This is a genomic window from Massilia sp. TWR1-2-2 (assembly GCF_049897565.1).
GTDB lineage: Bacteria > Pseudomonadota > Gammaproteobacteria > Burkholderiales > Burkholderiaceae_D > JAFCUW01.
On sequence record NZ_JAFCWM010000005.1, the window covers coordinates 219,523 to 244,859 of the forward strand.

24 protein-coding genes and 1 pseudogene are annotated in these 25,337 nt (G+C 64.2%); 15 read left to right on the plus strand and 10 right to left on the minus strand.

Features of this window, described 5'->3' with window-relative positions; translation table 11 throughout:
• Nucleotides 1–47 precede the first annotated feature (47 nt).
• A complete protein-coding gene (locus tag ACP7DD_RS07070) occupies nucleotides 48–734 on the plus strand; it encodes a type 1 glutamine amidotransferase domain-containing protein (RefSeq protein ID WP_426174003.1) in 687 nt (228 codons plus the stop codon).
• 12 nt (nucleotides 735–746) lie between these two features.
• On the opposite strand, the gene ACP7DD_RS07075 is transcribed toward ACP7DD_RS07070, so the two are convergent.
• Nucleotides 747–1,421 (minus strand): epimerase, encoded by a 675-nt coding sequence (locus ACP7DD_RS07075; protein WP_426174004.1) that lies wholly within the window; start codon nucleotides 1,419–1,421, stop codon nucleotides 747–749.
• A 57-nt stretch (nucleotides 1,422–1,478) separates the two neighbouring features.
• On the minus strand, nucleotides 1,479–2,327 hold the full coding sequence (locus ACP7DD_RS07080; protein WP_426174005.1) for a formate dehydrogenase accessory sulfurtransferase FdhD: 849 nt from the start codon (nucleotides 2,325–2,327) through the stop codon (nucleotides 1,479–1,481).
• 317 nt (nucleotides 2,328–2,644) lie between these two features.
• Here ACP7DD_RS07080 and ACP7DD_RS07085 point away from each other — a divergent pair, with 317 nt between their 5' ends.
• From ACP7DD_RS07085 to ACP7DD_RS07125, 9 genes are all read left to right on the plus strand, one after another.
• Nucleotides 2,645–3,535 (plus strand): transposase, encoded by an 891-nt coding sequence (locus tag ACP7DD_RS07085; RefSeq protein ID WP_426174006.1) that lies wholly within the window; start codon nucleotides 2,645–2,647, stop codon nucleotides 3,533–3,535.
• A gap of 98 nt (nucleotides 3,536–3,633) precedes the next feature.
• A complete protein-coding gene (locus tag ACP7DD_RS07090) occupies nucleotides 3,634–4,434 on the plus strand; it encodes an IclR family transcriptional regulator (RefSeq protein WP_426174007.1) in 801 nt (266 codons plus the stop codon).
• 13 nt (nucleotides 4,435–4,447) lie between these two features.
• Entirely contained in the window at nucleotides 4,448–5,602 is a 1,155-nt protein-coding gene (locus tag ACP7DD_RS07095; RefSeq protein ID WP_426174031.1) for an acyl-CoA dehydrogenase family protein, read from the plus strand.
• The gene (locus ACP7DD_RS07100; RefSeq protein ID WP_426174008.1) at nucleotides 5,603–7,129 is read left to right on the plus strand and encodes a class I adenylate-forming enzyme family protein; all 1,527 of its coding nucleotides are present in this window, start codon (nucleotides 5,603–5,605) and stop codon (nucleotides 7,127–7,129) included.
• Nucleotides 7,130–7,191: 62 nt separating this feature from the next.
• A complete protein-coding gene (locus ACP7DD_RS07105; protein ID WP_426174009.1) occupies nucleotides 7,192–8,358 on the plus strand; it encodes an ABC transporter substrate-binding protein in 1,167 nt (388 codons plus the stop codon).
• Between the two features lie 6 nt (nucleotides 8,359–8,364).
• Nucleotides 8,365–9,237: a branched-chain amino acid ABC transporter permease gene (locus tag ACP7DD_RS07110; RefSeq protein ID WP_426174010.1), complete on the plus strand. Its 873-nt coding sequence runs from the start codon at nucleotides 8,365–8,367 to the stop codon at nucleotides 9,235–9,237.
• Nucleotides 9,234–10,187, plus strand: coding sequence for a branched-chain amino acid ABC transporter permease (locus ACP7DD_RS07115; protein WP_426174012.1), 954 nt, complete (start codon nucleotides 9,234–9,236; stop codon nucleotides 10,185–10,187). Before ACP7DD_RS07110 ends, ACP7DD_RS07115 begins: the two co-directional genes overlap by 4 nt.
• Nucleotides 10,180–10,884 carry an ABC transporter ATP-binding protein gene (locus ACP7DD_RS07120; RefSeq protein ID WP_426174013.1) on the plus strand — a complete coding sequence of 235 codons (705 nt, stop codon included), beginning with the start codon at nucleotides 10,180–10,182 and terminating at the stop codon, nucleotides 10,882–10,884. The genes ACP7DD_RS07115 and ACP7DD_RS07120 overlap by 8 nt, the downstream gene beginning before the upstream one ends.
• A 1-nt stretch (nucleotide 10,885) precedes the next feature.
• Complete coding sequence (locus tag ACP7DD_RS07125; RefSeq protein WP_426174014.1) at nucleotides 10,886–11,587, plus strand: ABC transporter ATP-binding protein; 702 nt, start codon at nucleotides 10,886–10,888, stop codon at nucleotides 11,585–11,587.
• A gap of 33 nt (nucleotides 11,588–11,620) precedes the next feature.
• Here ACP7DD_RS07125 and waaF read toward each other — a convergent pair whose 3' ends face one another.
• Nucleotides 11,621–12,637, minus strand: coding sequence for a lipopolysaccharide heptosyltransferase II (waaF, locus tag ACP7DD_RS07130; protein WP_426174015.1), 1,017 nt, complete (start codon nucleotides 12,635–12,637; stop codon nucleotides 11,621–11,623).
• Nucleotides 12,634–14,361: a lipid A export permease/ATP-binding protein MsbA gene (gene msbA, locus ACP7DD_RS07135; protein ID WP_426174016.1), complete on the minus strand. Its 1,728-nt coding sequence runs from the start codon at nucleotides 14,359–14,361 to the stop codon at nucleotides 12,634–12,636. Before msbA ends, waaF begins: the two co-directional genes overlap by 4 nt.
• A gap of 168 nt (nucleotides 14,362–14,529) precedes the next feature.
• Between msbA and ACP7DD_RS07140 the strand changes: the two genes are divergently transcribed.
• A complete protein-coding gene (locus tag ACP7DD_RS07140; protein WP_426174017.1) occupies nucleotides 14,530–16,575 on the plus strand; it encodes a glycosyltransferase in 2,046 nt (681 codons plus the stop codon).
• A gap of 79 nt (nucleotides 16,576–16,654) precedes the next feature.
• On the opposite strand, the gene dnaE is transcribed toward ACP7DD_RS07140, so the two are convergent.
• Nucleotides 16,655–20,191, minus strand: coding sequence for a DNA polymerase III subunit alpha (gene dnaE, locus ACP7DD_RS07145; protein WP_426174018.1), 3,537 nt, complete (start codon nucleotides 20,189–20,191; stop codon nucleotides 16,655–16,657).
• A 209-nt stretch (nucleotides 20,192–20,400) separates the two neighbouring features.
• Here dnaE and ACP7DD_RS07150 point away from each other — a divergent pair, with 209 nt between their 5' ends.
• Complete coding sequence (locus tag ACP7DD_RS07150) at nucleotides 20,401–20,736, plus strand: hypothetical protein (protein ID WP_426174019.1); 336 nt, start codon at nucleotides 20,401–20,403, stop codon at nucleotides 20,734–20,736.
• 45 nt (nucleotides 20,737–20,781) lie between these two features.
• Here the strand turns inward: ACP7DD_RS07150 and ACP7DD_RS07155 are convergent, their stop codons facing one another.
• Nucleotides 20,782–21,258 carry a hypothetical protein gene (locus ACP7DD_RS07155; RefSeq protein ID WP_426174020.1) on the minus strand — a complete coding sequence of 159 codons (477 nt, stop codon included), beginning with the start codon at nucleotides 21,256–21,258 and terminating at the stop codon, nucleotides 20,782–20,784.
• 295 nt (nucleotides 21,259–21,553) lie between these two features.
• Nucleotides 21,554–21,799: pseudogene (locus tag ACP7DD_RS07160) on the minus strand (PHP domain-containing protein); the annotation flags it as partial.
• A 241-nt stretch (nucleotides 21,800–22,040) separates the two neighbouring features.
• Here ACP7DD_RS07160 and ACP7DD_RS07165 point away from each other — a divergent pair.
• The 3 genes from ACP7DD_RS07165 (at nucleotide 22,041) to ACP7DD_RS07175 (ending at nucleotide 23,776) form a co-directional block, all read left to right on the plus strand.
• Entirely contained in the window at nucleotides 22,041–22,283 is a 243-nt protein-coding gene (locus ACP7DD_RS07165; protein WP_426174021.1) for an AbrB/MazE/SpoVT family DNA-binding domain-containing protein, read from the plus strand.
• 146 nt (nucleotides 22,284–22,429) lie between these two features.
• Nucleotides 22,430–22,675, plus strand: coding sequence for a PIN domain-containing protein (locus tag ACP7DD_RS07170; protein WP_426174022.1), 246 nt, complete (start codon nucleotides 22,430–22,432; stop codon nucleotides 22,673–22,675).
• A gap of 201 nt (nucleotides 22,676–22,876) precedes the next feature.
• The gene (locus ACP7DD_RS07175) at nucleotides 22,877–23,776 is read left to right on the plus strand and encodes a sulfurtransferase (protein ID WP_426174023.1); all 900 of its coding nucleotides are present in this window, start codon (nucleotides 22,877–22,879) and stop codon (nucleotides 23,774–23,776) included.
• A gap of 85 nt (nucleotides 23,777–23,861) precedes the next feature.
• Here the strand turns inward: ACP7DD_RS07175 and ACP7DD_RS07180 are convergent, their stop codons facing one another.
• From ACP7DD_RS07180 to ACP7DD_RS07190, 3 genes are all read right to left on the minus strand, one after another.
• Nucleotides 23,862–24,239 carry a hypothetical protein gene (locus ACP7DD_RS07180; RefSeq protein WP_426174024.1) on the minus strand — a complete coding sequence of 126 codons (378 nt, stop codon included), beginning with the start codon at nucleotides 24,237–24,239 and terminating at the stop codon, nucleotides 23,862–23,864.
• Between the two features lies 1 nt (nucleotide 24,240).
• Entirely contained in the window at nucleotides 24,241–24,516 is a 276-nt protein-coding gene (locus ACP7DD_RS07185) for a toxin-antitoxin system TumE family protein (RefSeq protein WP_426174026.1), read from the minus strand.
• Nucleotides 24,517–24,693: 177 nt separating this feature from the next.
• Nucleotides 24,694–25,104 (minus strand): hypothetical protein, encoded by a 411-nt coding sequence (locus tag ACP7DD_RS07190; RefSeq protein ID WP_426174027.1) that lies wholly within the window; start codon nucleotides 25,102–25,104, stop codon nucleotides 24,694–24,696.
• Nucleotides 25,105–25,337: the final 233 nt, after the last annotated feature.

The following is a 25,337-nucleotide window of genomic DNA, read 5'->3' on the forward strand; positions in this document are numbered from 1 at the left end:
CGCGGTCGTAGTATGCTCCTCCTTGCATAACATTGACTGGAGCGACAATGAACATCTTGATGGTACTGACTTCGCACGATCGCCTCGGCGATACTGGCAAAAAGACCGGCTTCTGGCTGGAAGAATTCGCCGCGCCCTATTACATTTTCAAGGATGCGGGCGCGGCCATCACGCTGGCTTCACCCAAGGGCGGCCAGCCGCCACTCGATCCGAAAAGCGACGAACCCGACTCGCAGACCGACGCCACGCGCCGCTTCAAGAACGACCCGGCAGCGCAACAGGCGCTGGCCAATACGGTGGCGCTCAGCACCGTGTCGGCCGACGATTTCGACACGGTGTTCTATCCGGGCGGGCATGGACCGCTGTGGGACCTGGCTAAGGACAGGCATTCGATCCAGCTGATCGAGGCGATGAACGCGGCAGGGAAACTCGTCACGGCTGTCTGCCATGCGCCGGGTATTTTCAAGGATGCCCGCGCTGCCGACGGTTCACCGCTGGTCAAAGGCAAGCAGGTCACCGGCTTCACCAATACCGAGGAAGAGGCGGTACACCTGACGAAGGTCGTCCCCTTCCTGGTCGAGGACATGCTCAAGGCGAACGGCGGCGCCTACAGCAAGGGCGACGACTGGGCGCCGTACGTCGTCACCGACGGCAACCTGATCACCGGGCAAAACCCGGCATCGTCGGCGCCGGCGGCCGAAGCGGCGCTGCAGTACCTGAAGGCGAAGCGCTAAGCCTGCGCGGGCCTACTTCGCCGCGCGGCGGCTCAGCGCGTTGATGTCGGGGCTCTCGAGCACCCGCTTCTGCGCGCCGTTGCGCACCGCCGCCAGCATCGCCTGTCCGACCTGCGGCGTGCTGAGGATCTGCTCGGGCAGCATTTTGCGCAGCAGGGGCATGACGGGCCTGGCCAGGTTGTAGAACCAGCGGTACGCCGTCGTTTTCGACTTCACGCCGACCGGTTCGATCATCCCGGGCCGGAAGATGTACATGCCGCGAAAGGGCAGCTTCAGTAGCGCGTTCTCGGTCTTGCCGCGCACCCGTTGCCACATCACGCGGCTCGTCTCGCTGCTGTCGGCGCCGACGCCCGACACATATACGAACACCATCTGCGGATTGAGCCGCGCCAGCGTGCCGGCCACCGCCAGCGTCATGTCGTACGTGACGTGCGTGTAGGCCTGCTCGGCCACGCCCGACGAGGTGACGCCGATGCAGAAGAAGCAGGCGTCGTAGCCGGTCAGCTCAAGCTCGACGCCGCTGTAGTCCCACATCTCGGCGTGCACCAGTTCCTGCAGCTTCGGGTGCTGCAGGCCGGTCGGCGTGCGCCCGACCGTCAGCACCTTTTCCACATCGGAGGCAGCCAGGCATTCGCGCAGCGCGCCCTGCCCCACCATGCCGGTGGCGCCAAAAATTAGTACGTTCACGAGTGTCCTTGCGGTGGTGTCCAGAATCGCCATCTTACCGCGCAGGCCGCGCCGACGCTAGCCGGCGGCGGCCAGCAGCTGCGGCTCGAACTCGAGCCGTTCCTGGCCCGTCAGCAGCAGGAAGTGCTTGCCCGAGCAGCGCGCCAGCAGCGCCATGCCGACCCGCTCGGCCACCATGTGCCCCATCTGCGTGGTGCCCGAGCGCGACAGCAGGAACGGGATGCCCATCTGCGCGCCCTTCATCACCATCTCCGACGTCAGGCGCCCGGTGGTATAGAACACCTTGTCGCCGCCGTCGATATCGTCGAGCCACATGCGCCCGGCGATCGCATCGACCGCGTTGTGGCGGCCGACGTCCTCGAAAAAGTGCAGCAGCTCGCCCTGGTTGGTAAACAGCGCGCAGCCGTGCACCGAGCCGGCCTGCTTGTAGATCGAATGCTGCGTGCGGATGATGTCGACGATCTTGTAGACCACCGACTGGCGCAGGCGCGCATCGGGCGGCAGCGCGATCTGGTCGATCTCGTCCATCAGCCCGCCGAACACCGAGCCTTGGCCGCAGCCGGTGGTGACGACTTTTTTCGACGTGCGCTCCTCGACATCGGCGATGCCGTTGCGGGTCACCACCGCCACCGAATCGACCGACCAGTCGACCTGCACCGATTCGATCTCGGCGATCGATTTGACCAGCCGCTGGTTGCGCAGGTAGCCGAGGATCAAGGCCTCGGGCGCGCCGCCGAGCGTCATCAGGGTCACCAGTTCGCGCTTGTCGACGTACACCGTCAGTGGCCGCTCGGCCGGGATGGCGATGACGGAGCGGCGTCCGCGCTCGTCGATGACTTCGACGTCGTGCGTCAGGGGGGCGCTCGCCTCGGACAGCTGCGGGCGAAGTAAGGAAATGGGCATCATGCGCGATATTGTGCCATACACTTCCCGTGCGTACGGGTCCGCAACTTCGCCCATTTCGCTTATTACCTCAAATCAAGTTCTGGTGTCAGGTCTGACATTCGGGCATTTTCCGTAGAAATGTCCGAATGTCAGACCTGACACCAGCGTTTGCCGTAAGCACATCCGGAGGTGGCAGGTCGGCCACCTCGGATGCGCCCGGCTGAAACCGGTGTCAGGTCTGACATTCGGACATAACCCCGGCCTGATCGCATGAACGAATCTTGAACTGATCGGCAGCCTTGCGGTCGAACGGTGCCACATCTAACGGCGTATCGACTATGGGCAGACCACTTCGTATTGAATTTGCCGGTGCCATCTACCACATTACGTCACGAGGCAACCGCCGGGAGCCGATCTATTTGAATGATGGCGATCGCTACGCATGGCAGCAAATCCTCGCTTCCGTATGCGCCCGATTTCATTGGAGGATCCACGCGTTCTGCCAGATGGGCAATCACTACCATATGATCGCCGAGACCCTCGCCGCGACGCTGACGCGCGGGATGCGGCAGCTGAACGGTGAATATACAAGACGATTCAACTTCCGGAACGCGACAGTCGGGCACTTGTTTCAGGGACGCTATCACGCAATTCTGGTGCAGCGACAAAGCTATCTGCTGGAACTGAGCCGCTATGTCGTGCTCAACCCCGTTCGCGCAGGAATGGTAAGCGGGCCAGAGGCGTGGGCCTGGAGCAGCTTCGGCATGACGTGCAGCGATGTGCCGCCACCCGAATGGCTGGAAACCGACTCGCTTCTGAGCCAATTCGGGGTCGAGCGCCAAGATGCAGTCCAGTCCTATCGCGCGTTCGTCGCGGCCGGCCGCGGTCTCAAGAGTCCAATGACCAACCTTCGCAACCAGCTGTTCGTGGGTGACGACAACTTTTTGAAACAGATCAGCGCTGTAGAAAAACGACCGACGAGTTCAGAAATTTCGCGTACTCAAAAAATGTTGGCTGCACCCGAACTTCACGAATATGATGTCCGCAAGGCCACCCGGCAGGCGGCGATGGCGCGCGCGTATATTGACGGCAGCTACACAATGGCAGAGATTGCTGCGCATTTTTCGGTGCATTACAAGACAGTCAGTCGCGCTGTACGGAGCTACGAGGCTGCGCAAAGCACCATTCTCCGGCCTTCAGAGACGAAAATGTACGATTGTCAGACCTGACACCAGTGTTTCGCTGTGCAAACTGCCGTTCCGAAAAACATTTGACATGCGCGCCACTCGGGGGCAAACTGAACCAATCAAAGGAGTTTGGGCAGACGATGGACGCGGAAATCGAAGTGTTTGGCGATGACGACAGCAAGGACCGGCAGTTCGTCAACGCGCTCGCCCGCGGCCTCGAAGTGCTGCGCTGCTTTCGCCCCGGCGAGCAGTTCCTGGCCAACGCCGAACTGGCGCGCCGCACCGCCATCCCGAAGCCGACCATTTCGCGCCTGACCTACACCTTGACCAAACTGGGCTACCTGGCCTACTCCGAGCAGCAGGGCAAATACCAGCTCGGCGCGGGCGTCCTGGCGCTCGGCTACCGCATGCTGTCGAACTACGACGTGCGCAAGATGGCGCGCGCGCCGATGCAGGAGCTGGCCGAATACGCGCAGGCGTCGGTGTCGCTCGGCACGCGCGACCGCCTCAGCATGGTCTACATCGAAACGTGCCGCAGCAGCGCCAACGTCACCTTGCGGCTCGACGTCGGCTCGCGCATCCCGATCGCCACCACCGCGATGGGCAAGGCGCTGCTGTGCGTACTGCCGCAGGCCGAGCGCGACTACCTGCTCGACCACGTGCGCCAGCACGAAGGCGAGCGCTGGCCGGCGATCAAGGCCGGCATCGAGCAGGGCTTCAAGGATTTCCAGGACCTGGGCTTTTGCATCGCCGCCGGCGAATGGCAGAACGACGTGCACGCGGTCGGCGTACCGACCTTCGGCGCCGACGGCGAGCAGGTCATGTCGTTTAACTGCGGCGGCCCGGCCTACCTGCTGTCGCGCGAAAAACTGGTCAGCGATCTCGGTCCCCGCCTGGTGCAGCTGGTCAAAAACATTGAAACCAACCTTGGACGCGACTAGCGCGAACGACGACATGATCCGTGACGAAGAAACCCTCAACATCCTCCTCGACAGCATCGCCCGCTTCGTGCGCGAAGTGCTGGTGCCGAACGAGCAGATCGTCGCCGAGACCGACGAGATCCCGCCCGCCATCGTCGCGCAGATGCGCGAGCTTGGCCTGTTCGGCCTGTCGATCCCGGAGCAGTACGGCGGCCTGCAGCTGACGATGGAAGAGGAAGTGCGGGTCGCTTTCGAAATCGCCCACACGTCGCCGGCCTTTCGCTCGCTGATCGGCACCAACAACGGCATCGGCTCGCAAGGCATCGTCATCGACGGCACCGCGGAACAAAAAGAGTACTACCTGCCGAAGCTGGCCGCCGGCGACATCATCGGCGCCTTCGCGCTGACCGAACCTGGTTCGGGCTCGGACGCGGCATCGCTGCGCACCAGCGCCGTGCGCGACGGCGACTTCTATATCCTTAACGGCAGCAAGCGCTACATCACGAATGCGCCCGAGGCCAGCATCTTCACCGTGATGGCGCGCACCGATCCGCAAAAGCGCGACGCCGGCGCCATCTCCGCCTTCATCGTCGAGAAGAATACGCCCGGCCTCTCGCTTGGCAAGACCGACAAGAAGATGGGCCAGCGCGGCGCCCACACCTGCGACGTGGTGTTCGAAAACTGCCGCGTGCCGGCGGCAAACGTCATCGGCGGCAAGGAAGGCGTCGGCTTCAAGACGGCCATGAAAGTGCTCGACAAGGGCCGCCTGCACATCGCCGCGGTGTGCGTCGGCGCGGCCGAGCGCATGCTGGACGACGCGCTGCGCTACGCGATGGAGCGCCAGCAGTTCGGCCAGCCGATCGCCGAATTCCAGCTGATCCAGGCGATGCTGGCCGACAGCAAGGCCGAGATCTACGCCGCGCGCAGCATGGTGCTCGACGCCGCCCGCAAGCGCGACAACGGCGACGACGTCTCGACCGAAGCGTCGTGCTGCAAGCTGTTCGCCTCCGAGATGTGCGGCCGCGTGGCCGACCGATCGGTGCAGATCCACGGCGGCGCCGGCTACATTTCCGAATACGCGGCCGAACGCTTCTACCGCGACGTGCGCCTGTTCCGCATCTACGAGGGCACCTCGCAGATCCAGCAGATCGTCATCGCCCGCAACATGATCAAGGCGGCGCAGAAATAAATGGATACCACCGCGCTGCTCGCCGCCCTGCCGTCGCGCATCAGCGCGATTGCGCGCCAGCGCGCGGCAACCTCACCCGATGCGCCGGCGCTGCACGAGGAAGGCCGCTTGTGGACCTGCGCGCAGCTGGCCCTGGAGGTCGATGCGCACGCCGCCCTGCTGCGCCAGCTCGGCGTGCGCGCCGGCGACCGCGTGATCGTGGTCGGTGAAAACTGCATGGCGCAGGTGGCGCTCATTTTCGCCGCCGCCGAACTCGATGCCTGGATCGTCAACGTCAACGCGCGCCTGTCCGCCGCCGAAATTGCCACCATCCGCGCGCACAGCGGCGCGCGCCGCGTGCTGTACACGGTGGCCGCATCGGCCGAAGCGCGCCAGCATGCCGCTGGCGACGACGCCCAGAACCACGGTGCGCTGATGGCCGGCCCGCTCAACGAAGCGTGCACGCCGGAGCCGGTCGACGCCGGCAACGAGCAGGTCGCCGCGCTGATCTACACCACCGGCACCACCGGCCATCCAAAAGGCGTGATGCTCACGCACCGCAACCTGCTGTTCATCGCCGCGGTTTCGAGCACGCTGCGCGGCCTGACGCCGCAAGACCGCGCCTACGGCGTGCTGCCGATCTCGCACGTGTACGGCCTGGCGTCGGTGATGCTGGGCACCCTGTACGCCGGCGCCTGCCTGTACCTGGCGCCGCGTTTCTCGGCGGCCGCCATGCTGCGCGCGATTACCGGGGACCGCCTCACCATCCTGCAGGGCGTGCCGGCCATGTACGCGCGCCTGCTGGAGCTGGCCGCCGCGCCGCTGGCGTCGAACCTGCGCTTCATCTACGCCGGCGGCTCGCCGCTTGATCCGAGCCTCAAGCGCCAGGTCGAGCAGGTGTTCGCCCTGCCGCTGCATAACGGCTATGGCATGACCGAAAGTTCGCCGACCATCAGCCAGACGCGCCTTGACGCGCCGCGCGCCGACACCTCGGTCGGCAGCGCCATTCCCGGCGTGGAGGTGCGCATCGTCGACGAAGCCGGCGCCGATGTCGCGCCAGGCGCCGCGGGCGAACTGTGGGTGCGCGGACCGAACGTCATGCGCGGCTACTACCGCGAACCGGAACTGACCGCGGCCGCCATGCGCGCCGGCGGCTGGCTCAATACCGGCGACATGGCGCGCCAGGACCCCGACGGCGCGCTCTTCATCGTCGGGCGCACCAAGGAGCTGATCATCCGCTCGGGCTTTAACGTCTACCCTCTCGAGGTGGAGACCGTGCTCAATGCCCATCCCGGCGTCGTACAGTCGGCGGTTGTCGGGCGCACCGTCGCCGCCGGCAACGAGGAGGTGGTGGCATTCGTCGAGGCGAACCCGCAGCAGCGACCAGGCGAACAGGAACTGCGCGACTATCTTGCGCAGCATCTCTCGCCCTACAAGTGCCCCAGCCAGATCGTCATCATGGCGGCGCTGCCGGCCGCGGCGACCGGAAAAATTTTGAAAGGCCAGTTGAAAGCACTGGCACAGGACATGTCCGCAACAAAAGCATAAGCGGACAAAGCGCCGGCGCCGTCACCGCGGCCCGGGGATTTATTACCGGAGGAGACAAGTAGATGAAGACGACTTTTAAACGTATCGGGCTGGCAGCCATGGTTTCGGCTGCATTCATGGGCGCGGCCAGCGCCGAAGAGTTCAAGGTGGGGGCGGAACTGCCGCTCACCGGCAGCCTGGCGCGCGTTGGCGCCGGCATGCAGGAAGGGATCATGGTCGCTGCCGAAGTGTTCAACAAGACCAACGGCAAGCACAAGATCAAGATCATCACCATCGACGACGAGTCCGCGCCGGCCAAGGCCATCGCCGCCGTCGAAAAGCTTGCCAGCGAAGGCGTCGTCGCCATCACCGGCGGCTACGGCAGCAACAACATCTCGCCGGCCTCCGACGCGGCCAACAAGCTCGGGCTCGTCTACATCACTTCGGGCGGCGTCGACGACAGCCTGGTCAACGCCGGGCGCAAGAATTTTTTCCGCATCAATAACTCGGCCGGCTACGAGAAGGCCATGATCGGCCTGCTGCATGACGTCGGCGCCAAATCGGTCTCCATCGTCTACTCGACCAAGGACGCCACGTCGGGCCTGGCCAAGGATGTCGAAACCTCGCTCAAGGCCAAGGGCGTCGCCGTGACGATGCACTCGTTCGATCCGGCGATCACCGACTTCAAGCCCATCATCAACAAGGTCAAGCTGCAGGACAAGTCGGAAGTGATCGCGATGGTCGGCTACGAGAACGACTACGTCGGCATTCTGCGCGCCGCGCGCGTGCTCAAGCCAACCGTCAAGGCGATGGTCGGCGTGTGGTCGCTCGCAACGCCGAAGATGGCCGCCGACTTCCCCGACCTGATGCCGAACGTGTTCGGCACCGCGCTGCTGCCGTTCCCGGCCGAATTCAAGACCGCCGACGGCAAGAACTTTGCCGACACCTACAAGGCGATCTACAAGAAGGAGCCGGACTACCTCGGCCAGTTTGGCTACGTGCAGTCGATGCTGCTGTTCGAAGCGATCGCGCGCGCCGCCGACAAGGGCACGGTACAGAAAGGCGGCATCGCCGACGAGATGCGCAAGACCGACCGCGAGACGCTGATCGGCCGCGTGCAGTTCGGCGCCAACGGCGACAACACGAACTTCGTGCACCGCATGGGACAGCACCAGGACAAGAAGATCGTCATCGTCTGGCCGAAGGAAAACGTCACCGGCAAGCTGGCCTACCCTGCCACGCCCTGGTAACACGCCATGACAGATCTGATACTGCAGGCGCTGTACTCGGGCCTGTTGCAGGGCGGCTCGTACGCCCTCATCGCGCTCGGCCTGGCACTGGTGTTCGGCACCATGAAGGTAATTAACCTGGCCCACGGCGAGCTGGTGCTGCTCGCCGCGTACGTCGCCTACACGGTCGAATCGAAGCTCGGCTTCGGGCCGATGCTGGCGATTCCGATTGCCCTGGTGGTCGTGTGCATCGCCGCGGTATCGGTCTACCTCATCGTCAGCCGCATCAGGAAAGACCGCGAAATCAATTCGCTGATCCTCACGTACGGCATCGGCGTCATCCTCACCAACGCCATCCTGCTGGTCTGGAGCGCCGACGTGCGCTCCACCAGCTCGACCTGGCTGCAGGAAGCATTCGTCGTCGGCCCGCTGTACAGCATGCGCAGCGAATTGCTGTTCTTCGGCGTGGCCATCGTGCTGATGGGCGCCCTGTGGTGGTGGCTGGCGCGCAGCTGGTACGGCCGCGCCGTGCGCGCCGTGTCCTCCAACCGCGACGCCGCCAAACTGATGGGCATCGATCCGGGCCGCACCGAACTGGTGTCGTTCATCGTTGCCGGCATCCTGGCCTCGTTCGCCGGCGTCGCGCTGTTCAGCTACGGCGTGATCCAGCCGGCCTACGGCGGCGCCCTCACCGTCAAGGCTTTCATCATCACCGTGCTCGCCGGGATCGGCTCGATACCCGGCGTGCTGCTCGGCGCCGTGTTGCTCGGCGTGGCCGAGGCGCTGACCGTCACCCTGGCCAGCTCCGCGCTGCAGGAACTGGCCGGCATGACGCTGTTTTTGCTGGTGTTGTTCGTCATGCCGAATGGCCTGTTTGGCGCGGCGGGGAGAAGAGGATGAAAGGCGCAATCAAGATCAACAAGCTGCTGGTGGCGGCGCTGGTGACCGGCTACGCCGTGGTGCCGTTCGCGCTCGGCGGCAACGCCTACGTGATGAGCATGATCGTCGCCGCGCTGGTCATCGGCGGCGTCGCGCTGTCGTGGGCCCTCCTGGGCAACCTCGGCGGCATGGTCAGCTTCGGCCATTCGGCGTTTTTCGGCGTCGGCGCGTACGTCTCGGCGATCACCACCGTCAAGCTCGGCCTGCCGGTGGCGCTGGCGGTGCCGCTGGGCGGCATCGGCGCGGTGCTGGCCTCGATCGTCATGATGCCGGTGCTGCGCCTGCGCGGGCCCTACTTCGCGCTGGCGATCCTGGCCTACGCGCACATCTTCAAGATTCTCGCCACCGAATGGTCGTCCGTCACCGGCGGCTCGGGCGGCGTATCGGGCATCCCGAGCTTTCCGACCGTGTTCGGCTTCGACTTCGGCACCAAGATGGGCGCCTACCTGATCGCCCTCACGCTGGTGCTGCTGTTCGCCTTTGCCTATCACCGGATCCGCGCCAGCTACTACGGCATCGCGCTGCGCGCCATGCACGACAGCGAAGACGCCACCCGCGTCGTCGGCGTCAACAGCACACTGCTCAAGGGCGCGATGCTGATGGTGTCGGCATTCATGGCCGGCGTGTTCGGCGCAGTCAACGCGCACTACATCAACTTTCTTGAGCCGGACTACGCCTTCAGCGCGCTGTGGGTGACCGTGCCGATCGTGGCGGCGATTTTCGGCGGTTACCGCACCATCTCCGGGCCGGTCATCGGCGCCCTGGTGGTCTACCTGGCCGACCAGCTGATCTTCAAGTCGATCATGCCGACCGGGCACCAGCTGGTGCTTGGCGTGCTGTTGGTGGCGATGATCGTGTTCAGTCCCTCCGGCCTGATGCCGCTGCTGAAAAAGAAGGTGGCCCATGCTTGAACTTGAAAACGTATCGGTGCGCTTCGGCGGCCTGACCGCCGTCAACGACGTCACCCTGAAGATCGGCAGCCATGACGTCATCGGCCTGGTGGGCTCGAACGGCGCCGGCAAGACCACGCTGTTCAACGCCATCTCGGGCCTGGTGCGCCCGACCGCGGGCCGCATCCGCTTCGACGGCCAGGACGTGCTCGCGGCGCCGATGTACCGCCGCGCGCGGCTCGGCATCGGCCGCACCTTCCAGGTGCCCCAACCGATGCACGAACTGACGGTGCGCGAAAACCTGCTGGTGGCGCAGCGCTTCGGCACCGGCCGCGTCGACCACGCGAGGATCGACGAGATCCTCGACTTTACCAGCCTGTCGGCCAAGGCCGAACGGCACGCCGCGACCGAATTGGCGCTGACGGAACTGAAGGCGCTGGAAGTGGCAAAGGCGCTGGCGACCGATCCGCAGCTGCTGCTGCTCGACGAGGTGCTGGCCGGGCTGGAGACGACCGGCAAGCGGCGCTTCATGGGCATGCTGCGCGACCTGCACACCAGGTTCGGCGTCGGCATCGTCATGATCGAACACGATATCGAGACCATCACGTCGCTGTGCCCGCGCGTGGCGGTGCTCAATTTCGGCCAGCTGATCGCCGACGGCACACCCGAAGCGGTGTTCCGCGATCCGGCCGTCATCAAAAGCTATACGGGAGCCTAGCATGCTAGAACTTACGCAGGTGCGCGCCGGCTATGGCGCCATCAACGTGCTGTGGGACGTGTCGATCGCCGCGGCGGCCGGCAAGCTGACCACCATCATCGGCCCGAACGGCGCCGGCAAGACGACCCTGCTGCGCGCCATCATGGGACTGCTGCCGGTGACGCAGGGCCAGCTGACGCTGAACGGCGCGCCGCTCAAGGGCGTCCCGACCTGGGGCATGGCAGACCTCGGCGTGGCGATGATCCCCGAGGGGCGCATGGTGTTTCGCGACATGAGCGTGGAAGAGAACCTGATCATGGGCGGCTTTCCGAAGGCGCACCGCGCGCAGGTAAACATCCGGCTCGATGAGGCGTACACGATGTTCCCGCGCTTGCGCGAGCGGCGCCGCCAGATGGCCGGGTCACTGTCGGGCGGCGAGGCGCAGATGCTGGCGATGGGGCGCGGCCTGATGTCGGACCCGAAGCTGCTGATCGTCGACGAGCCGTCGCTGGGCCTGGCGCCCCTGGTCGTCAACGAGCTGTTCGAGATCCTCGCGCGGCTGAAGGACGGCAAGCGCACGATCATCCTGGTCGAGCAGAATACCAAGCGCGCGGTCGGCGTGGCCGACCATGTGTACCTGATGCAAAGCGGGAAGGTGGTGCTGTCGCAGGCTGCGGCGGAAGTGGACCTGGCAAACCTGGAGGAGTTGTACTTTGCCCGCTGATGCGGACCTCACGTGAACGGGTCTGACCTATGGTCAGACCCCAAGAATCGGCCGAAGTTCACTCCATACGAGTTCGGACGTCATCTGGTTCATGCAGTTGTGATGGCCGAGCGGGCACTCGCGCTGCTTGCACGGCGAGCATTCCAGGCGTAATGAAATCGACTTCGCCATGTCGGAAAACGGTGGCGCGTGATCGGGATCGGTCGGTCCGTACAAGGCGACGACAGGGCGGTTGAGGGCCGATGCGATGTGCAGCAGGCCCGAATCGTTCGCCACTATCGCGGCGGCGCGCGCGATCAGCGCGATTGCTTCGTCCAGCTTTGTCGCGCCGGCCAGGTTGAACATGCCGGCGCCGCCGCTGCCGGCGACGACTTCATCGCACGCTTCGCGGTCCTTCGGGGAACCGAGCAACGCGACCTGGGCGAGCGGATTGGCGGCGAAGATCGCCTGCGCCAGCTGCGCGAAATGGGCCGCCGGCCAGCGCTTGGCGGCGCCAAACTCGGCGCCGGGCGCAAACACCACCAGCGGGCGATCCAGCGCGACGCCGGTTTTTGCGCACGCCGCGGCGATCTGTCCGGCGCCGACCTGCATGCGCGGGCGCGGCACTTTTGCCAGCGCCAGCGCCGGATCCTGCGCCAGCGCCGCATAAAATGCCACCATCGGGCGCGCCGGCTTGTCGTCGTGGTGCATCACGTTGAGCAGGCCGTAGCGCGTTTCGCCCTTGTAGCCGACCCGCGTGGCAATGCCGGCCAGCCAGGGTATCAGCGCGTACTTGAGCGTGTTGGGAAGTACATACGCGGCGGCGTAGCCGCGCTGGCGCAGCACGCGCGCGTAGGCCCAGCGTTCCTTGAGCTGCAGCGCGCGGTGGCGAAACGGCGTTTCGAGCACGCTGTCGACCTCCTTCATCGCGCGCCACACCGGCGCCACCGACGGCGGCGCCAGCACGTCGATCGGGCGATCGGGGTGCTGCTGCTTGAGCAGCTGCAGCAGCGGCTGCGCCATCACCGCGTCGCCGATCCAGTTGGGCGAAATGACAAGCGTGCGCGTCACGCCGCCTCCGTCGAGAACTGCAGGCGGTACAGGTTGGCGTACACGCCGCCCTTGGCCAGTAACTCGTCGTGGCGGCCCGATTCGATCACCCTGCCGGCGTCCATGACGACGATGCGGTCGGCCCGCTCGACGGTCGACAGGCGGTGTGCGATGACCAGCGTGGTGCGGCCGGCCATCAGCGCGTCGAGCGCGCCCTGCACCGCGCGTTCCGATTCGTTGTCGAGGGCCGACGTCGCCTCGTCGAGGATCAGGATCGGCGCGTCCTTGTAGATGGCGCGGGCAATGGCGACGCGCTGGCGCTGGCCGCCCGACAAGCGCATGCCGTTTTCGCCGATCATGGTATCGACGCCGTCAGGCAGCGCGGCGACGACGTCGGCCAGGTGCGCCGCCTTGATGGCGGCGGAAAGGCGCGCGCTGTCGACCTGCTCGGCGCCGTAGGCGATGTTGGCGCCCAGGGTGTCGTCGAACAGCACGACGTTCTGGCTGACCATCGCCAGCTGGGCGCGCAGGCTGGTCAGGGCGATGTCGTCGTACGGCACGCCGTCGAGCAGCAGGCGGCCCGATTGCGGCGTGTAGAAGCGTGTGACGAGGTTCACAAATGTGGACTTGCCGCCGCCGGAGACGCCCACCAGCGCCACCGTCTGGCCGGGCTGGATGTCGAGCGAGACGTCGGTCAGCGCGTTGGGGTTGTTGTCGGCATAGCGGAACGAGACGCGCTCGAGTTGCAGGTGGCCGCGCGCCTTGCCCAGCACGGTGGCGCCGGTGTCGTGTTCGACCGGCGCGTCGATCATCTCGAACACGGTTTCGGCGGCGGCCATGCCGCGCTGCATCGGGCCGTTGACTTCGACCAGCGCCTTGAGCGGCTGCAGCAGCATCAGCATCAGGGTGATGAAGTTGGTGAATTCGCCGACGCTCATGCCGGAGCGGATGGCGATCATGATCACCACCGACACCGCCATCGCGGTGGCGATCTGGGTGATCGGCACGGTGGCGGCGGCGGCCACCGTCATGCGCTGCGAGAAGCCGCGCAGCGCCTCGCTGCGCATCTCGAAGCGGCGCCGCTCGTAGCGTTCGCCGGCGAACACGCGGATCACCTGGTGGCCGCGCGCCGCCTCTTCGACCACCTGGGTCATCTCGCCGGTGACGCGCTGGTTGTCGCGGTTAAGGCGGCGCAGCCGGCCGGTGGTGGTGCGCACGATGACGGCCGTCAGCGGCACCACCACCAGCGCGATGATGGTCAGCTTCCAGTTCAGCATCATCAGCCCGATCAGCAGGCCGATGACGACCAGCGAATCGCGCACAAAGGCGAGGAAGACCGAGTTGATCATGTCGACGACCTGGCGTACGTCGCCGATGACGGTGTTGATGATCTTGCCGGTCGACTCTTCGTGAAAGCGCGCCACCGGCAGGCGCAGCAGGCGCTCGAACACCATGCCGCGCAAGTCGTTGAGGACGCGGCTCATGACCCAGTTGTTCAGGTAGGCGGTGGAAAAGGTGAACACGCCGCGCATGACGAACAGCGAAACGAGCACCGCCGGCACCAGCCACAGGTTGAAATCGACCTTGTTGGCGAAGCCTTTGTCGAGCAGCAGTTCGAGCGCCTTGCCCAGCAGCGGCTGGGTCGCCGCGGTGCCGGCCATGGCCACCAGCGCCAGCATCGCGCGCGCGCGATAGGGGCGGACCAGCGCAAACAGGCGCCGGGCGATGCTGCTACTATTTTTCATTGTTCGGTCTTTCGAGTTCGGCCATCAGATGCGGTTCCCCGGACTTTACCTCAAACCGGGCAGTAGCGGGCAGCGCCGCCGTAGCCCCGGCAGCGCTGCGGTAGAATACCGCACCATATGCACAGGGACGAGCGCCACAAAACGATGAAAAACGCCACACAACCCGCCTTGACGCGGACCGAAGCGACGGTGCGCAACCTGTTCTTGCTGGCGCTGTTTTCGGTGTCGTTTTCGACTGCCCTGACCAACCTGTTCGTCGGCCTGGCGTATATCGGCTTCGTGTTTGCGTTGTTTAGCAGCGCGCCGCTGCGGCGCGTGCTGCGCTCCCCGCCAGGCCTGCTGGCGCTGGCGCTGCTGGCCCTTTTCATCGTCGGCGCCAGCTGGTCGATCGCGCCGGGCGAAGAAATTCTGATGGCGCTGAAAAAATACTCGCGGCTGCTGATCCTGCCGATCGGCATTGCCCTCAGCTGGCGCGACCCGGCGCTGTCGTCGCGCGCGCTGCGCTGGTTCCTGGCCGGCGCCGCCGTGCTGGCGGCGGCGTGCTACCTGACCCGTTTCGGCATGATGCCGACGTCGAGCCTGGGCTGGTGGCGCGTCAGCCAGGACGCCAACGATGCCTACGTGTTCCGCAACCACATCACGATCGGCATCCTGCTCGGCTTTGCCACCAGCGCCAGCCTGCTGGTCGCCAGCTATGCGGCGACGCCGCGCGCGCGCCTGGCGGCGATCGGCGCCGCCGTGTTTTTCGCCGTGCCGATCATGATCCTCGGGCAGGGCCGGACCGGCTATGTGACGCTGTTCATTGGCCTGGTCACGGTGCTGCTGCTGCACCGGCGCGCGACGCCGCTGCTGAAGGTAGCGGGCATCGGCGCGATCGCGCTGGTGTTCTTCGCCGCCTACCTGGCCTCGCCCAACGTCAAGCTGCGCACCGATGCGTTGATCAACGAAGTGGCGACCGGCGCCCTGCGCACTCCCAACGGCTTGCGCATGAGCTTCATGCGGGTCGGGATGGAGGTAGTGGCCGCCAACCCGCTGCTGGGCGTGGGCACCGGATCGTTCGCCGAGGCGTACGCGCCGACTGCGCGCGCCGTCTGGCCGGCCGGATCGGCGGAGGCGCTGGTGCGCAACCAGCCGCACAGCGAATTTCTGCTGGTGGCGGTGCAACTGGGCCTGGCCGGCCTGGCGCTGTATTTTGCGATGCTCTTCACGCTGGGCAGCGCGGCGCTCGGGCCGAGAAGCTTCGAGACCGACAGCCTGGCGCTGCTGTGGGTAATCTACTTCGTCGCCTCGTCGTTCAACAGCCTGCTGTGGGATACCACCGAGGCGCACTGGTTCCTGCTGCTTGGCGGCTGCCTGTATGTCGGCGCGCGGCGGCGCCGGATGGCCGAGGGCCTGGGCGAGAATGACACCATCTCGCTGATCGTCACCACCTACAACCGGCCGGACGCGCTGGAGGCGGTGGTCGAAGGCTGCTTCGCGCAGACCGACCGCAATTTCGAGATCATCATCGCCGACGATGGCTCGGGCGAAGCGACGCGCGAGACCGTGGCGCAGCTGGCGGCGCGTTCGCCGGTGCCGCTGCAGCATGTGTGGCAGCCGGACGTCGGCTTCAGGCTGACGATGTCGCGCAACGGCGGCATCGCGGCGGCGCGCGGCCAGTACATCGTCGTCATCGACGGCGATTGCGTGCCGCAGCGCGACTTTATAGCGCAGCACCGCAAGCTGGCGCAGCGCGGGTTCATGGTGACGGGCAGCCGGATCCTGGTGGGGCCTGAATTCACGCAGAAGGCGCTGGCGGGGAAAATCGCGCTGTACGGGCTGCAGCTTGGCGAGAAGTTGCGCCTGCGCGCGGCCGGGCATATCAACAAGGTGATGCAGCTGCTGTTCTCCCTGCCCGACATCGGCCGCGCCAAGAAGCGCTTCAGCTACCGGCGCATCAAGGGCTGCAACATGGCGATGTGGCGCGCGGACGTGGAGAAGGTCAATGGTTTCGACGCCAGCTTCAGCGGCTGGGGATACGAAGATTCGGATATGGTGCTGCGGCTGTTCAATGCCGGCGTGATGCGCAAGGACGGCGCGTTCGCCACCGAGGTGTTCCACTTGTGGCACAAGGAAGCGCAGCGCGCCCAGGCGTCGAGCAACCGGATGACGGTGCAGCGGCGCGAGGCCGACGGGACGACGCAGGCGGCCAGTGGGTTGCGCGACGCCGGGTGATGCGAGGTCCGCGGCTACAGCTCCGCAAACACAACACCGGGGTCTGACCCGACGGGGTCAGACCCCGGACGCGACCGCGCTAGTATTCGACGGCGACTTCTATGGCGCCGAGTACCTGCTCCAAGGCCAGCTGCAGCGCGTCGGACGGCGCCACGCGCCACTCGTCGCCCAGCTGCAGCGTGCATTCGACGCCCTGCGGCTTGATGCGCAGCGCCACCGGCAGGCCATCGGCGTTGCGGTACGGCTGCAGCACCTCGGCCACCTTGGCCGGATTGACGTTGCAGGCCATCGTCATCGCCAGCCGGTGGCCGTACTGGATGCGCGACAGCGCGATGTCGTACACCTTCTCGGCCGTGATGCGCAGGCCGCCGTTGAAGCGGTCTTCCGACACCTTGCCCACCACCAGCAGGAATTCGTCTTCCTTGAAGATGTTCTTGTTGGCGTCGAATACTTCGCTGTAGACGGTCACTTCGACCACCGCGGTCTTGTCGTCGAGCGAGACGATCAGGATGCGCCCGCGCTGCGTCATCTGGCTGCGCACGCCGGTGATGACGCCGCACAGCATGCGCGGTTCGCGCGACGGGTCGAGGTCTTTCAGCTTGGTGCGGGCAAAGCGGCGCACCTCGTCCGAATACGTGTCGAACATGTGGCCCGACAGGTAGAAGCCAAGCGCGATTTTTTCCTCGGACAGCTTCTGCTTCTCGCTCCACGGCGCCGTCTTGACGTACTCCGGCGGCGCCACCAGGTCGCTGTCGTCGCCGCCGAACAGGCTGACCTGGTTGGCCGCCTTTTGCTCCTGGTCGGCGCATTCGACGGCAAACGCCACCGACGCGAGCAGGATGGCGCGGTCGACGCCGAAGCAGTCCATGGCGCCGGCGCGGATCAGCGACTCGATGGTGCGGCGGTTGATCTGCTTGCGGTCGACGCGCTTGCAGAAGTCGAACAGGTCGGTGAAGGCGCCGCCGCTGGTGCGCGCGGCGATGATCGCCTCGATCGCCGACTGGCCCGAACCCTTGACTGCGCCCAGGCCATAGCGGATGTTGGTGACGCGCTTGCCGGTGATGGACGGCGCCGCGCCTTCCGGCGTGAAGCGGTAGTCGGAATGGTTGATATCGGGCGGCAGCAAGGTCAGGTGGCAGACGTCGATCGCGTCTTCGACCAGGATCTTGATCTTGTCGGTGTCGTCCATCGCCAGCGACAGGTTGGCCGCCATGAACGCGGCCGTGTGGTGCGCCTTCAGGTAGGCGGTGTGGTACGACAGCAGCGCGTAGGCGGCGGCGTGCGACTTGTTGAAGCCGTAGCCGGCGAATTTTTCCATCAGGTCGAAGATTTCGTCGGCCTTCTGCGCGCTCAAGCCATCCTTGGCGGCACCGGCGCGGAAGATCTCGCGGTGCTCGGCCATCTCTTCGGCCTTCTTTTTACCCATCGCGCGGCGCAGCATGTCGGCGCCGCCGAGCGAATAGCCGCCGACGATCTGCGCCATCTGCATGACCTGCTCCTGGTAGACCATGATGCCGTAGGTCTCGGACAGGATCGCCTCGGTGCGCGGATCGGGATAGTCGAACTTTTCGCCGTGCTTGCGCTTGCAGAAATCGGGGATCAGGTCCATCGGGCCCGGACGGTACAGCGCGACGAGCGCGATGATGTCCTCGAAGCGGTCGGGCCGCGCGTCTTTCAGCATGCCCTGCATGCCGCGCGACTCGAGCTGGAAGATGGCGACCGTCTTCGCCTTGGTCAGCAGCTCGTAGGATGGCCGGTCGTTGAGCGGCAGCCTGGCCAGGTCGAAGTCGGCATTGGCCGGATCGAGCTGCTTGATGTAGCGTACCGCGCGATCGAGAATGGTCAGCGTGGTCAGGCCCAGAAAGTCGAACTTGACCAGACCGACCGCTTCGACGTCGTCCTTGTCGTATTGCGACACGACGCCGGAGTCACCGCCCTGCGTGTACAGCGGGCAGAAGTCGGTCAGCTTGCCTGGCGCGATGAGCACACCGCCGGCGTGCATGCCGATGTTGCGGGCGATCCCTTCGACCTGCTGCGCCAGGTCGAGCAGCTGCCTGACCTCGTCCTCGTTTTCCAGGCGCTCGGCCAGTTGCGGTTCCTCGGCGATGGCGTCGGCGATGGTCACCGGCTTGCCCGGCTTGAACGGGATCAGCTTGGAGATACCGTCGCAGAAGTTGTAGCCGAAATCGAGCACGCGGCCGACGTCGCGGATCGCGCCCTTGGCGGCCATGGTACCGAAGGTGGCGATCTGCGAGACTGCCTCCTTGCCGTACAAATCCTTGACGTGCTGGATGACGCGGTCGCGCCCTTCCTGGCAGAAGTCGATGTCGAAGTCGGGCATCGAGACGCGTTCAGGATTGAGGAAGCGCTCGAACAGCAGGTTGTACTGCAAGGGATCGAGGTCGGTGATCAGCAGCGAGTACGCCACCAGCGAGCCGGCTCCCGATCCGCGGCCCGGTCCGACCGGCACGCCGTTTTCCTTGGCCCACTTGATGAACTCGGCCACGATGAGGAAGTAGCCGGGAAATTTCATGTTGCAGATGGTGTCGGTCTCGAACTTCAGGCGCGCCTCGTAGCGCGCGCGCTCTGCCTCGCGCTTGACGGGGTCGGGGTACAGCTGCAGCAGGCGCTGTTCGAGTCCGGCCATCGATTCGGACACCAGGAACTGGTCGATCGTCATGCCGGGCGGCGTCGGGAAGTCCGGCAGCTGCGGTTTGCCGAGGGTGAGCACGACGTTGCAGCGCTTGGCGATTTCGACCGAGTTGGCCAGCGCCGCCGGCATGTCGGCGAACAGCTCGGCCATCTCGGCCTGGGTCTTGAAGCGCATCTCTTCGTTGAAGCGCTTGACGCGCTTGGCGTTGGCCAGCATCTCGCCTTCGGCGATGCAGGTGCGCGCTTCGTGGGCGATGAATTCGTCGGGCGACAGGAACTGCACCGGATGGGTGGCCACGACCGGCACGCCAAGCTTGGCCGCCAAGGCGACCGTGTGGCGCAGCTGCGGCTCCTGGTTCGGCTGGCCGGAGCGCTGCACTTCCATATAGAAGTGGCCGGGGAAGACCGCGGCCCAGCGCTGGGCGCGGCGTTCGGCCAGCGCCAGGTCGCCGTTTTCGATGGCCTGGCCGACGTCGCCGAAATGGGCGCCCGACAGCACGATCAGGCCATTGGCCTGCGTCTGGTCGGGATGCAGCGTCGACGCGCTGGTGGCGAGCGCCTCGAGCCAGTCGGTGCGAATTTCGGCGCGGCCCTTGTGCTGGTTGGTGAGCCAGGCGCGCGAGAGCAGCTCGCACAGCTGCAGGTAGCCGGTGTGGTTCTTCGCCAGCAGCAGCAGGCGCGATGGGCGGTCGCGGTTGTCGTCGTTGGTGATCCAGGCGTCGACGCCGATCACCGGCTTGATGCCCTTGCCGCGCGCGGCCTTGTAGAACTTGACCATGCCGAACAGGTTGGCCAGGTCGGTAATCGCCAGCGCCGGCTGCTTGTCCTTGGCGGCGGCGCCAACGATGTCGTCGATGCGCACCAGGCCGTCGACGATCGAGTATTCGGAGTGCACGCGAAGGTGGACAAACGCCGGCGCCGCCGGCTTCGCCGGTGCGGCCACCGCTTCAGTACCCAGATCCATGACATCCATACTCATTGTGTTTCACCGGCTTTGCAAAGGAGGGCTATTTTACCGCGCCGGCGCGTGGCCGCCGTGAAAACCTCGTGCCCCAAACGGGAAACGGTTGTGCCGCGGGGCAGGTGTAAGTACATGTAACATGTGTCAACCGGAAATTCCCGGGTGGCGTTATAGGCTCAGTTGTACCACTGTTCAACCACTAAAGGACCACCATGAAAAACCTCATCGCCGCACTCATCGCTACCGTTTTCGCTACCGCCGCTTTCGCCCAGACCCCTGCCGCTACCGCGATGGTCAAGGCTGACGCCAAGCACACCGCCGCCGTCGTCAAGGCCGATGCCGAGCAGACCAAGACTGTCGTCAAGGCCGATGCCAAAGTCGCAAACGCAGAAGCGAAAGCGGATGTCGCGGAAGCCAAGACCGACGCCAAGGTAGCCAAGGCACACGCCAAGCACAAGGCCACGAAAGCCAAGGCAAAAGCCAAGCACGCGGCTAAAACCGAAGTGGCCAAGGCCGAAGCTGCAGCTGCTACCCCGGTCGCCAAGTAATTCGGCGTCACTGGAATAAAAAGACAGGGTTCGCCCTGTCTTTTTTTATGTCCGCGGCGGTTGCGCCAGGCGCGTGTGCTCGAACGCGCCCACCAGCAGCGGATAGCGCAAGGTGGCGGCGATGTGGCCGTACATCGCCAGGCAGGCGCCGTCGGCATCGTGCAGGTCGTGAAAGCGGGCGCCGTCGACGGCGAACAGCAGCGGGAACATGGTGCGCAGCGCGGCGAGGAAATCGGGCAGCGTCGTGCGCTGGCAGTCGTCGAGGCGCCAGTGGTTCACTTCCAGCAGCAGCACCGGCTTGCAGCGCGCGATCGCGCGCAGGCAGTCGACGCCGTCGAGGGCGGAATTTTCAACCTCGATGCGGATAACGTCGCAGGCGATGTGCTGGGTGAAGCGCGCCGAAATGGTGCTGTCGGCGCCCACATCGAGAAACTGATCGCCATCGCGCAGCAGCGCGGCGAACAGCTGGTCGGCGGCGCTGTCCGGCTGGCGCGCTAATTCCCCGATTCGAGATAAACGCATGATCCCCATTCCGGATTGCAGCCCTAAAGAGGGCAATCCAGCCAAATTTATCATGTTTGCAACATCTGCAGATTGCGCGAAGTCAGTTGCGAAAACCGGGAGGCGAGTTTGGAAGAAGCTGGTGTCAGGTCTCTTAAGCAAACACCATAAGAGTGGAGCTTCCTAGAACCAGCAGTAATAAAGGTGTTTGCTTCGGGGCGATCTTCGGCGCCCGCCGCCGATTATTGCGCTGACATTCGGACATTTGCTTCATGAATGTCCGAATGTCAGACCTGACACCAGCTTCCCTTCAGGCGTCGACGCCGATCACCGGCTTGATGCCCGTGCCGCGCGCGGCCTTGTAGAACTTGACCATGCCAAAAAGGTTGTCCAGGTCGGTGATGGCCAGCGCCGGCTGCTTGTCTTTGGCGGCAGCGCCGACGATATCGTCGATCCGCACCAGGCCATCGACGATCGAGTATTCGGAGTGCACGCGAAGGTGGACAAACGCCGGCGCCGCCCGCTTTGCCGGTGCGGCCACCGCTTCGGACCCAAGATCCATGACATCCATACTCATTTTGCAATTGCCCAGCTGTGCGAAGAAGCGGTGGTGCATGTGAAGATTGCGCATGTCGGTGCCATCGACCGCGTACAGCAGCGGAAACACGCCGCGCAGTCGCTCGGGCGCAGGTGTGTGCACGACGGCAAGCATGTGATTTCCGCGAAAGCACTCGCTTGATTTTCGGGTTTGACAGTCCTTCGCCCTTACCTTAATGTAAGGAGTGAACCAAGAAAGGATCAGCATGGCAACCGCGACAGTTACATCGAAGGGACGGGTTACAATTCCGGCTTCCGTTCGCGCCGCACTTGGTTTGGACACAGGCAGCCGAATTGAATTCGTCGAAACGGACATAGGCCAATATGCCATTGTGGCAGCAAACAGCCCCGTCCAAGCGTTGAAAGGCATGCTCCGCAAACCGCCGAGACCAGTCTCGATAGAGGCGATGAACGAGGCAATCGCCGCGCAAGCAGCCAATCCAACATGATCGGCCTCGATACGAACGTATTGGTTCGGTATATTGCTCAGGATGACGCCCTTCAGTCACCAAAAGCGAGCAAAATCTTCGACTAGTTTTCCGTTGAAAACCCGGGATTCGTCACGACCATTGCGCTGGTTGAATTTGTTTGGGTAATGCAGAGTTGTTACCAAGCCAGCAAGACCGAGGTTGTTACTATTCTCAAAATGCTGTCTAGAACGCGCGAACTGAAAATCGAGAATGCCGACACGGCAATTGCAGCAATCACCATTTTCGAAGCATCGAAGGCCGACTTCGCCGACTGCATGCTCGAGCGGGCCGGGCACAAGGCTGGCTGTCAATCTACGGTGACTTTCGATAAGGCCGCAGCGAAGTTTGGCGGCATGCAGCTGTTGGCCTGATCTGTAATTGTTATCCAAGCAGTGCATGCACCGCTCTGAAGTCGATCACGTTTCGGTCTCCTGAACGCCGTCAACCCCGTGTCTGCTGACGCCGATGTCAGACCTGCGCGCGGCTTCCAGCAATTAGCCGCCCGGCGCGGTGCCAGTATAATTCCCGGCAGCTTATAATAGCGGCTGTCCCGAATCCTTCAGTTAGCCACCATGCACGTCACCATCGACCACGCCGCCGCCGCGAACGCGCAAGCCATCGCCGCCGCCGCTGCGCACGTCAACATCGCCGCCTACAAGTTCGTCACCTTCGACAATACCGAGGAGATGCGCCCGCAGTACCAGGAGATTTGCAAGGAGCTCGGCCTGAAAGGCACCATCCTGCTGACGCCGGAAGGCATCAACCTGTTCCTGTCGGGCCCGCGCTCGCAGATCGACCGCTTCCTGGCGTGGCTGCGCAGCGACGCGCGCTTTGCCGATATCGAGGTCAAGGAGAGTTATTCGGAAGAGCAGTCGCACAAGCGCATGCTGGTGAAGATCAAGAAAGAGATCATCACGATGCGCATGCCGCTGATTAAGCCGGAGCTGGGGCGCGCGCCGGCGGTAGCGCCGACCACGCTAAAGCGCTGGCTCGATCAGGGCCACGACGACAACGGCAAGCCGGTGGTGATGGTCGATACGCGCAATGCGTTCGAAGTGGACGTGGGGACGTTCAACAACACGATCGACTACCGCATCGCCAAGTTCACCGAGTTCCCCGAAGTGATCGCGGCCAACAAGGACGCGCTGGCCGACAAGACCGTGGTGACCTTCTGCACCGGCGGCATTCGCTGCGAAAAAGCGGCGATCCACATGCAGAACATCGGCTACGACAGCGTATACCAGTTGGAAGGCGGGATCCTGAAGTATTTCGAGGACGTCGGCGGCGAGCACTACACCGGCGACTGCTTCGTGTTTGATTACCGCACCGCGCTGAACCCACAGCTTGAGCCAACCGTGACGGTACAGTGCTTCGCCTGCCGCGCGGTGGTCACGCCGCGCCAGCAGCTCGACCCACGCTATGTGTACGAGGTGTCGTGCCCGCACTGCGCACCGGGGACGGACGCCTCATAGATCGTTCTACAAATTCGCAGACAGCCATTTCAAGATTCAACTCGTAGCCGTAGCGGGCTGAGCTTGTCGCCACCCTGAAGCCGGCTCACGCGGCGCGGCCGCGCGGCAATCGAATATCCACGACGATTTTTGAATAAGGTGCAACGACTAAACCTTTATCGTCCTTCTCCACGGCCTGCCATTCAGCCAGTTTCTCAACGTCACCATGCACATTCTTGTAATCGCGTCTGACGCGTCGTGCCAGCTCGGCTATTGTCATTGGTCCACCGTCCCGCAGGGCGGCAAGCAAATCCCAGCGTCGCGGCGTAAAAACAGCGAAAAGCTGGCCAACATCGGAAAACCCCACGCCAAAATACGGTACCGGCGCTTCACCTCGCTCCAGCGCCGCCATTGTATGGGCAGCCAGTTCCAAGGTCGAATCGAGCGCCCCTCCCACCGTTACATTGAGAATACGCTCACTCATCTTATTTAACTCCTTTCACATCAGCCATAAAGTCAGCCATCAATTGCTGTGGATTGACGAAACGGTAGGTCTCTTCACGGTCGCCCAAGTGCTTGTGGTCGCCCTTCCCGCGTTCATTGTCATAACCGACCATACGTCTCCCATCGACCACATAAACCAGTCGATACTTGAAAGGATGCTCGGAAGGATGAACGGGTTCTGGGACTTGCCAGATCACAATTTCGACAAATTCGGCACCATGCGACTGCTTGACTCGGAATAGTTCTTTGGCCTTCATGGGGTCCATGGCACCATAACCACCCTATGGTGTCAAGCACCATTATCAGAATGATTCCGGAGGGTCGAAACCCCTACACCCGCGCCAAGGACTAAGTGGGGATCGTTTCGTGTTACGGCTATTATTTGATGCGCGCGACGCTCCTCTCGACCAGGCAGTGCGACTTGCGCAGTTCGATCACACCTTGTTGGTTTTGACTTCGAGCTTGTCGAGCGAGGTCACTTCCATGCCGGCCACGCCTTCGATTACGGCGCGCTGGCTGGTGACGTTCTCGCGCGCCTCGAACAGCTGGGCCTCGGCCAGGTCCAGCCGCGCCTCGGTTTCCAGCATGTCGGTCTTGGTGCCCTCGCCGTTTTCGAACAGCCGCTTGTTGACCATCTGCTGCTCGAGGTACAGGTTGCGCTGCACCTGAGCCAACGCCAGGTGGTCTTCGGCCGGCAGGGCGTCGGCGCCGACCACGCGCAGCGCGACCTCGCCGGTATTGGCTTCGAACTGCTCCGCGCTCGGTTTGCTCTGGGCGATCCTCTGGCGGTAGCGGGCGATGCCGTCGACGCGGATGCGCAGGCCATCGCCGCCGCCGCCGCGCACGTCAACATCGCCGCCTACAAGTTCGTCACCTTCGACGACACCGAGGAGATGCGCCCGCAGTACCTGTGTCTACTCGAGCCTATGTTTGGCGTCCACGTACACGCGGGTGCGATCCAATCCACCCAACTTAAGGCGTTCAACAATTTTTCTGGGTAATAGATTTATGCGGTTTTCGGCCTTGTTTGCGCGGTTTGGATACATTTTCCCTATGGCGATACGTCCGTCCGGAGATC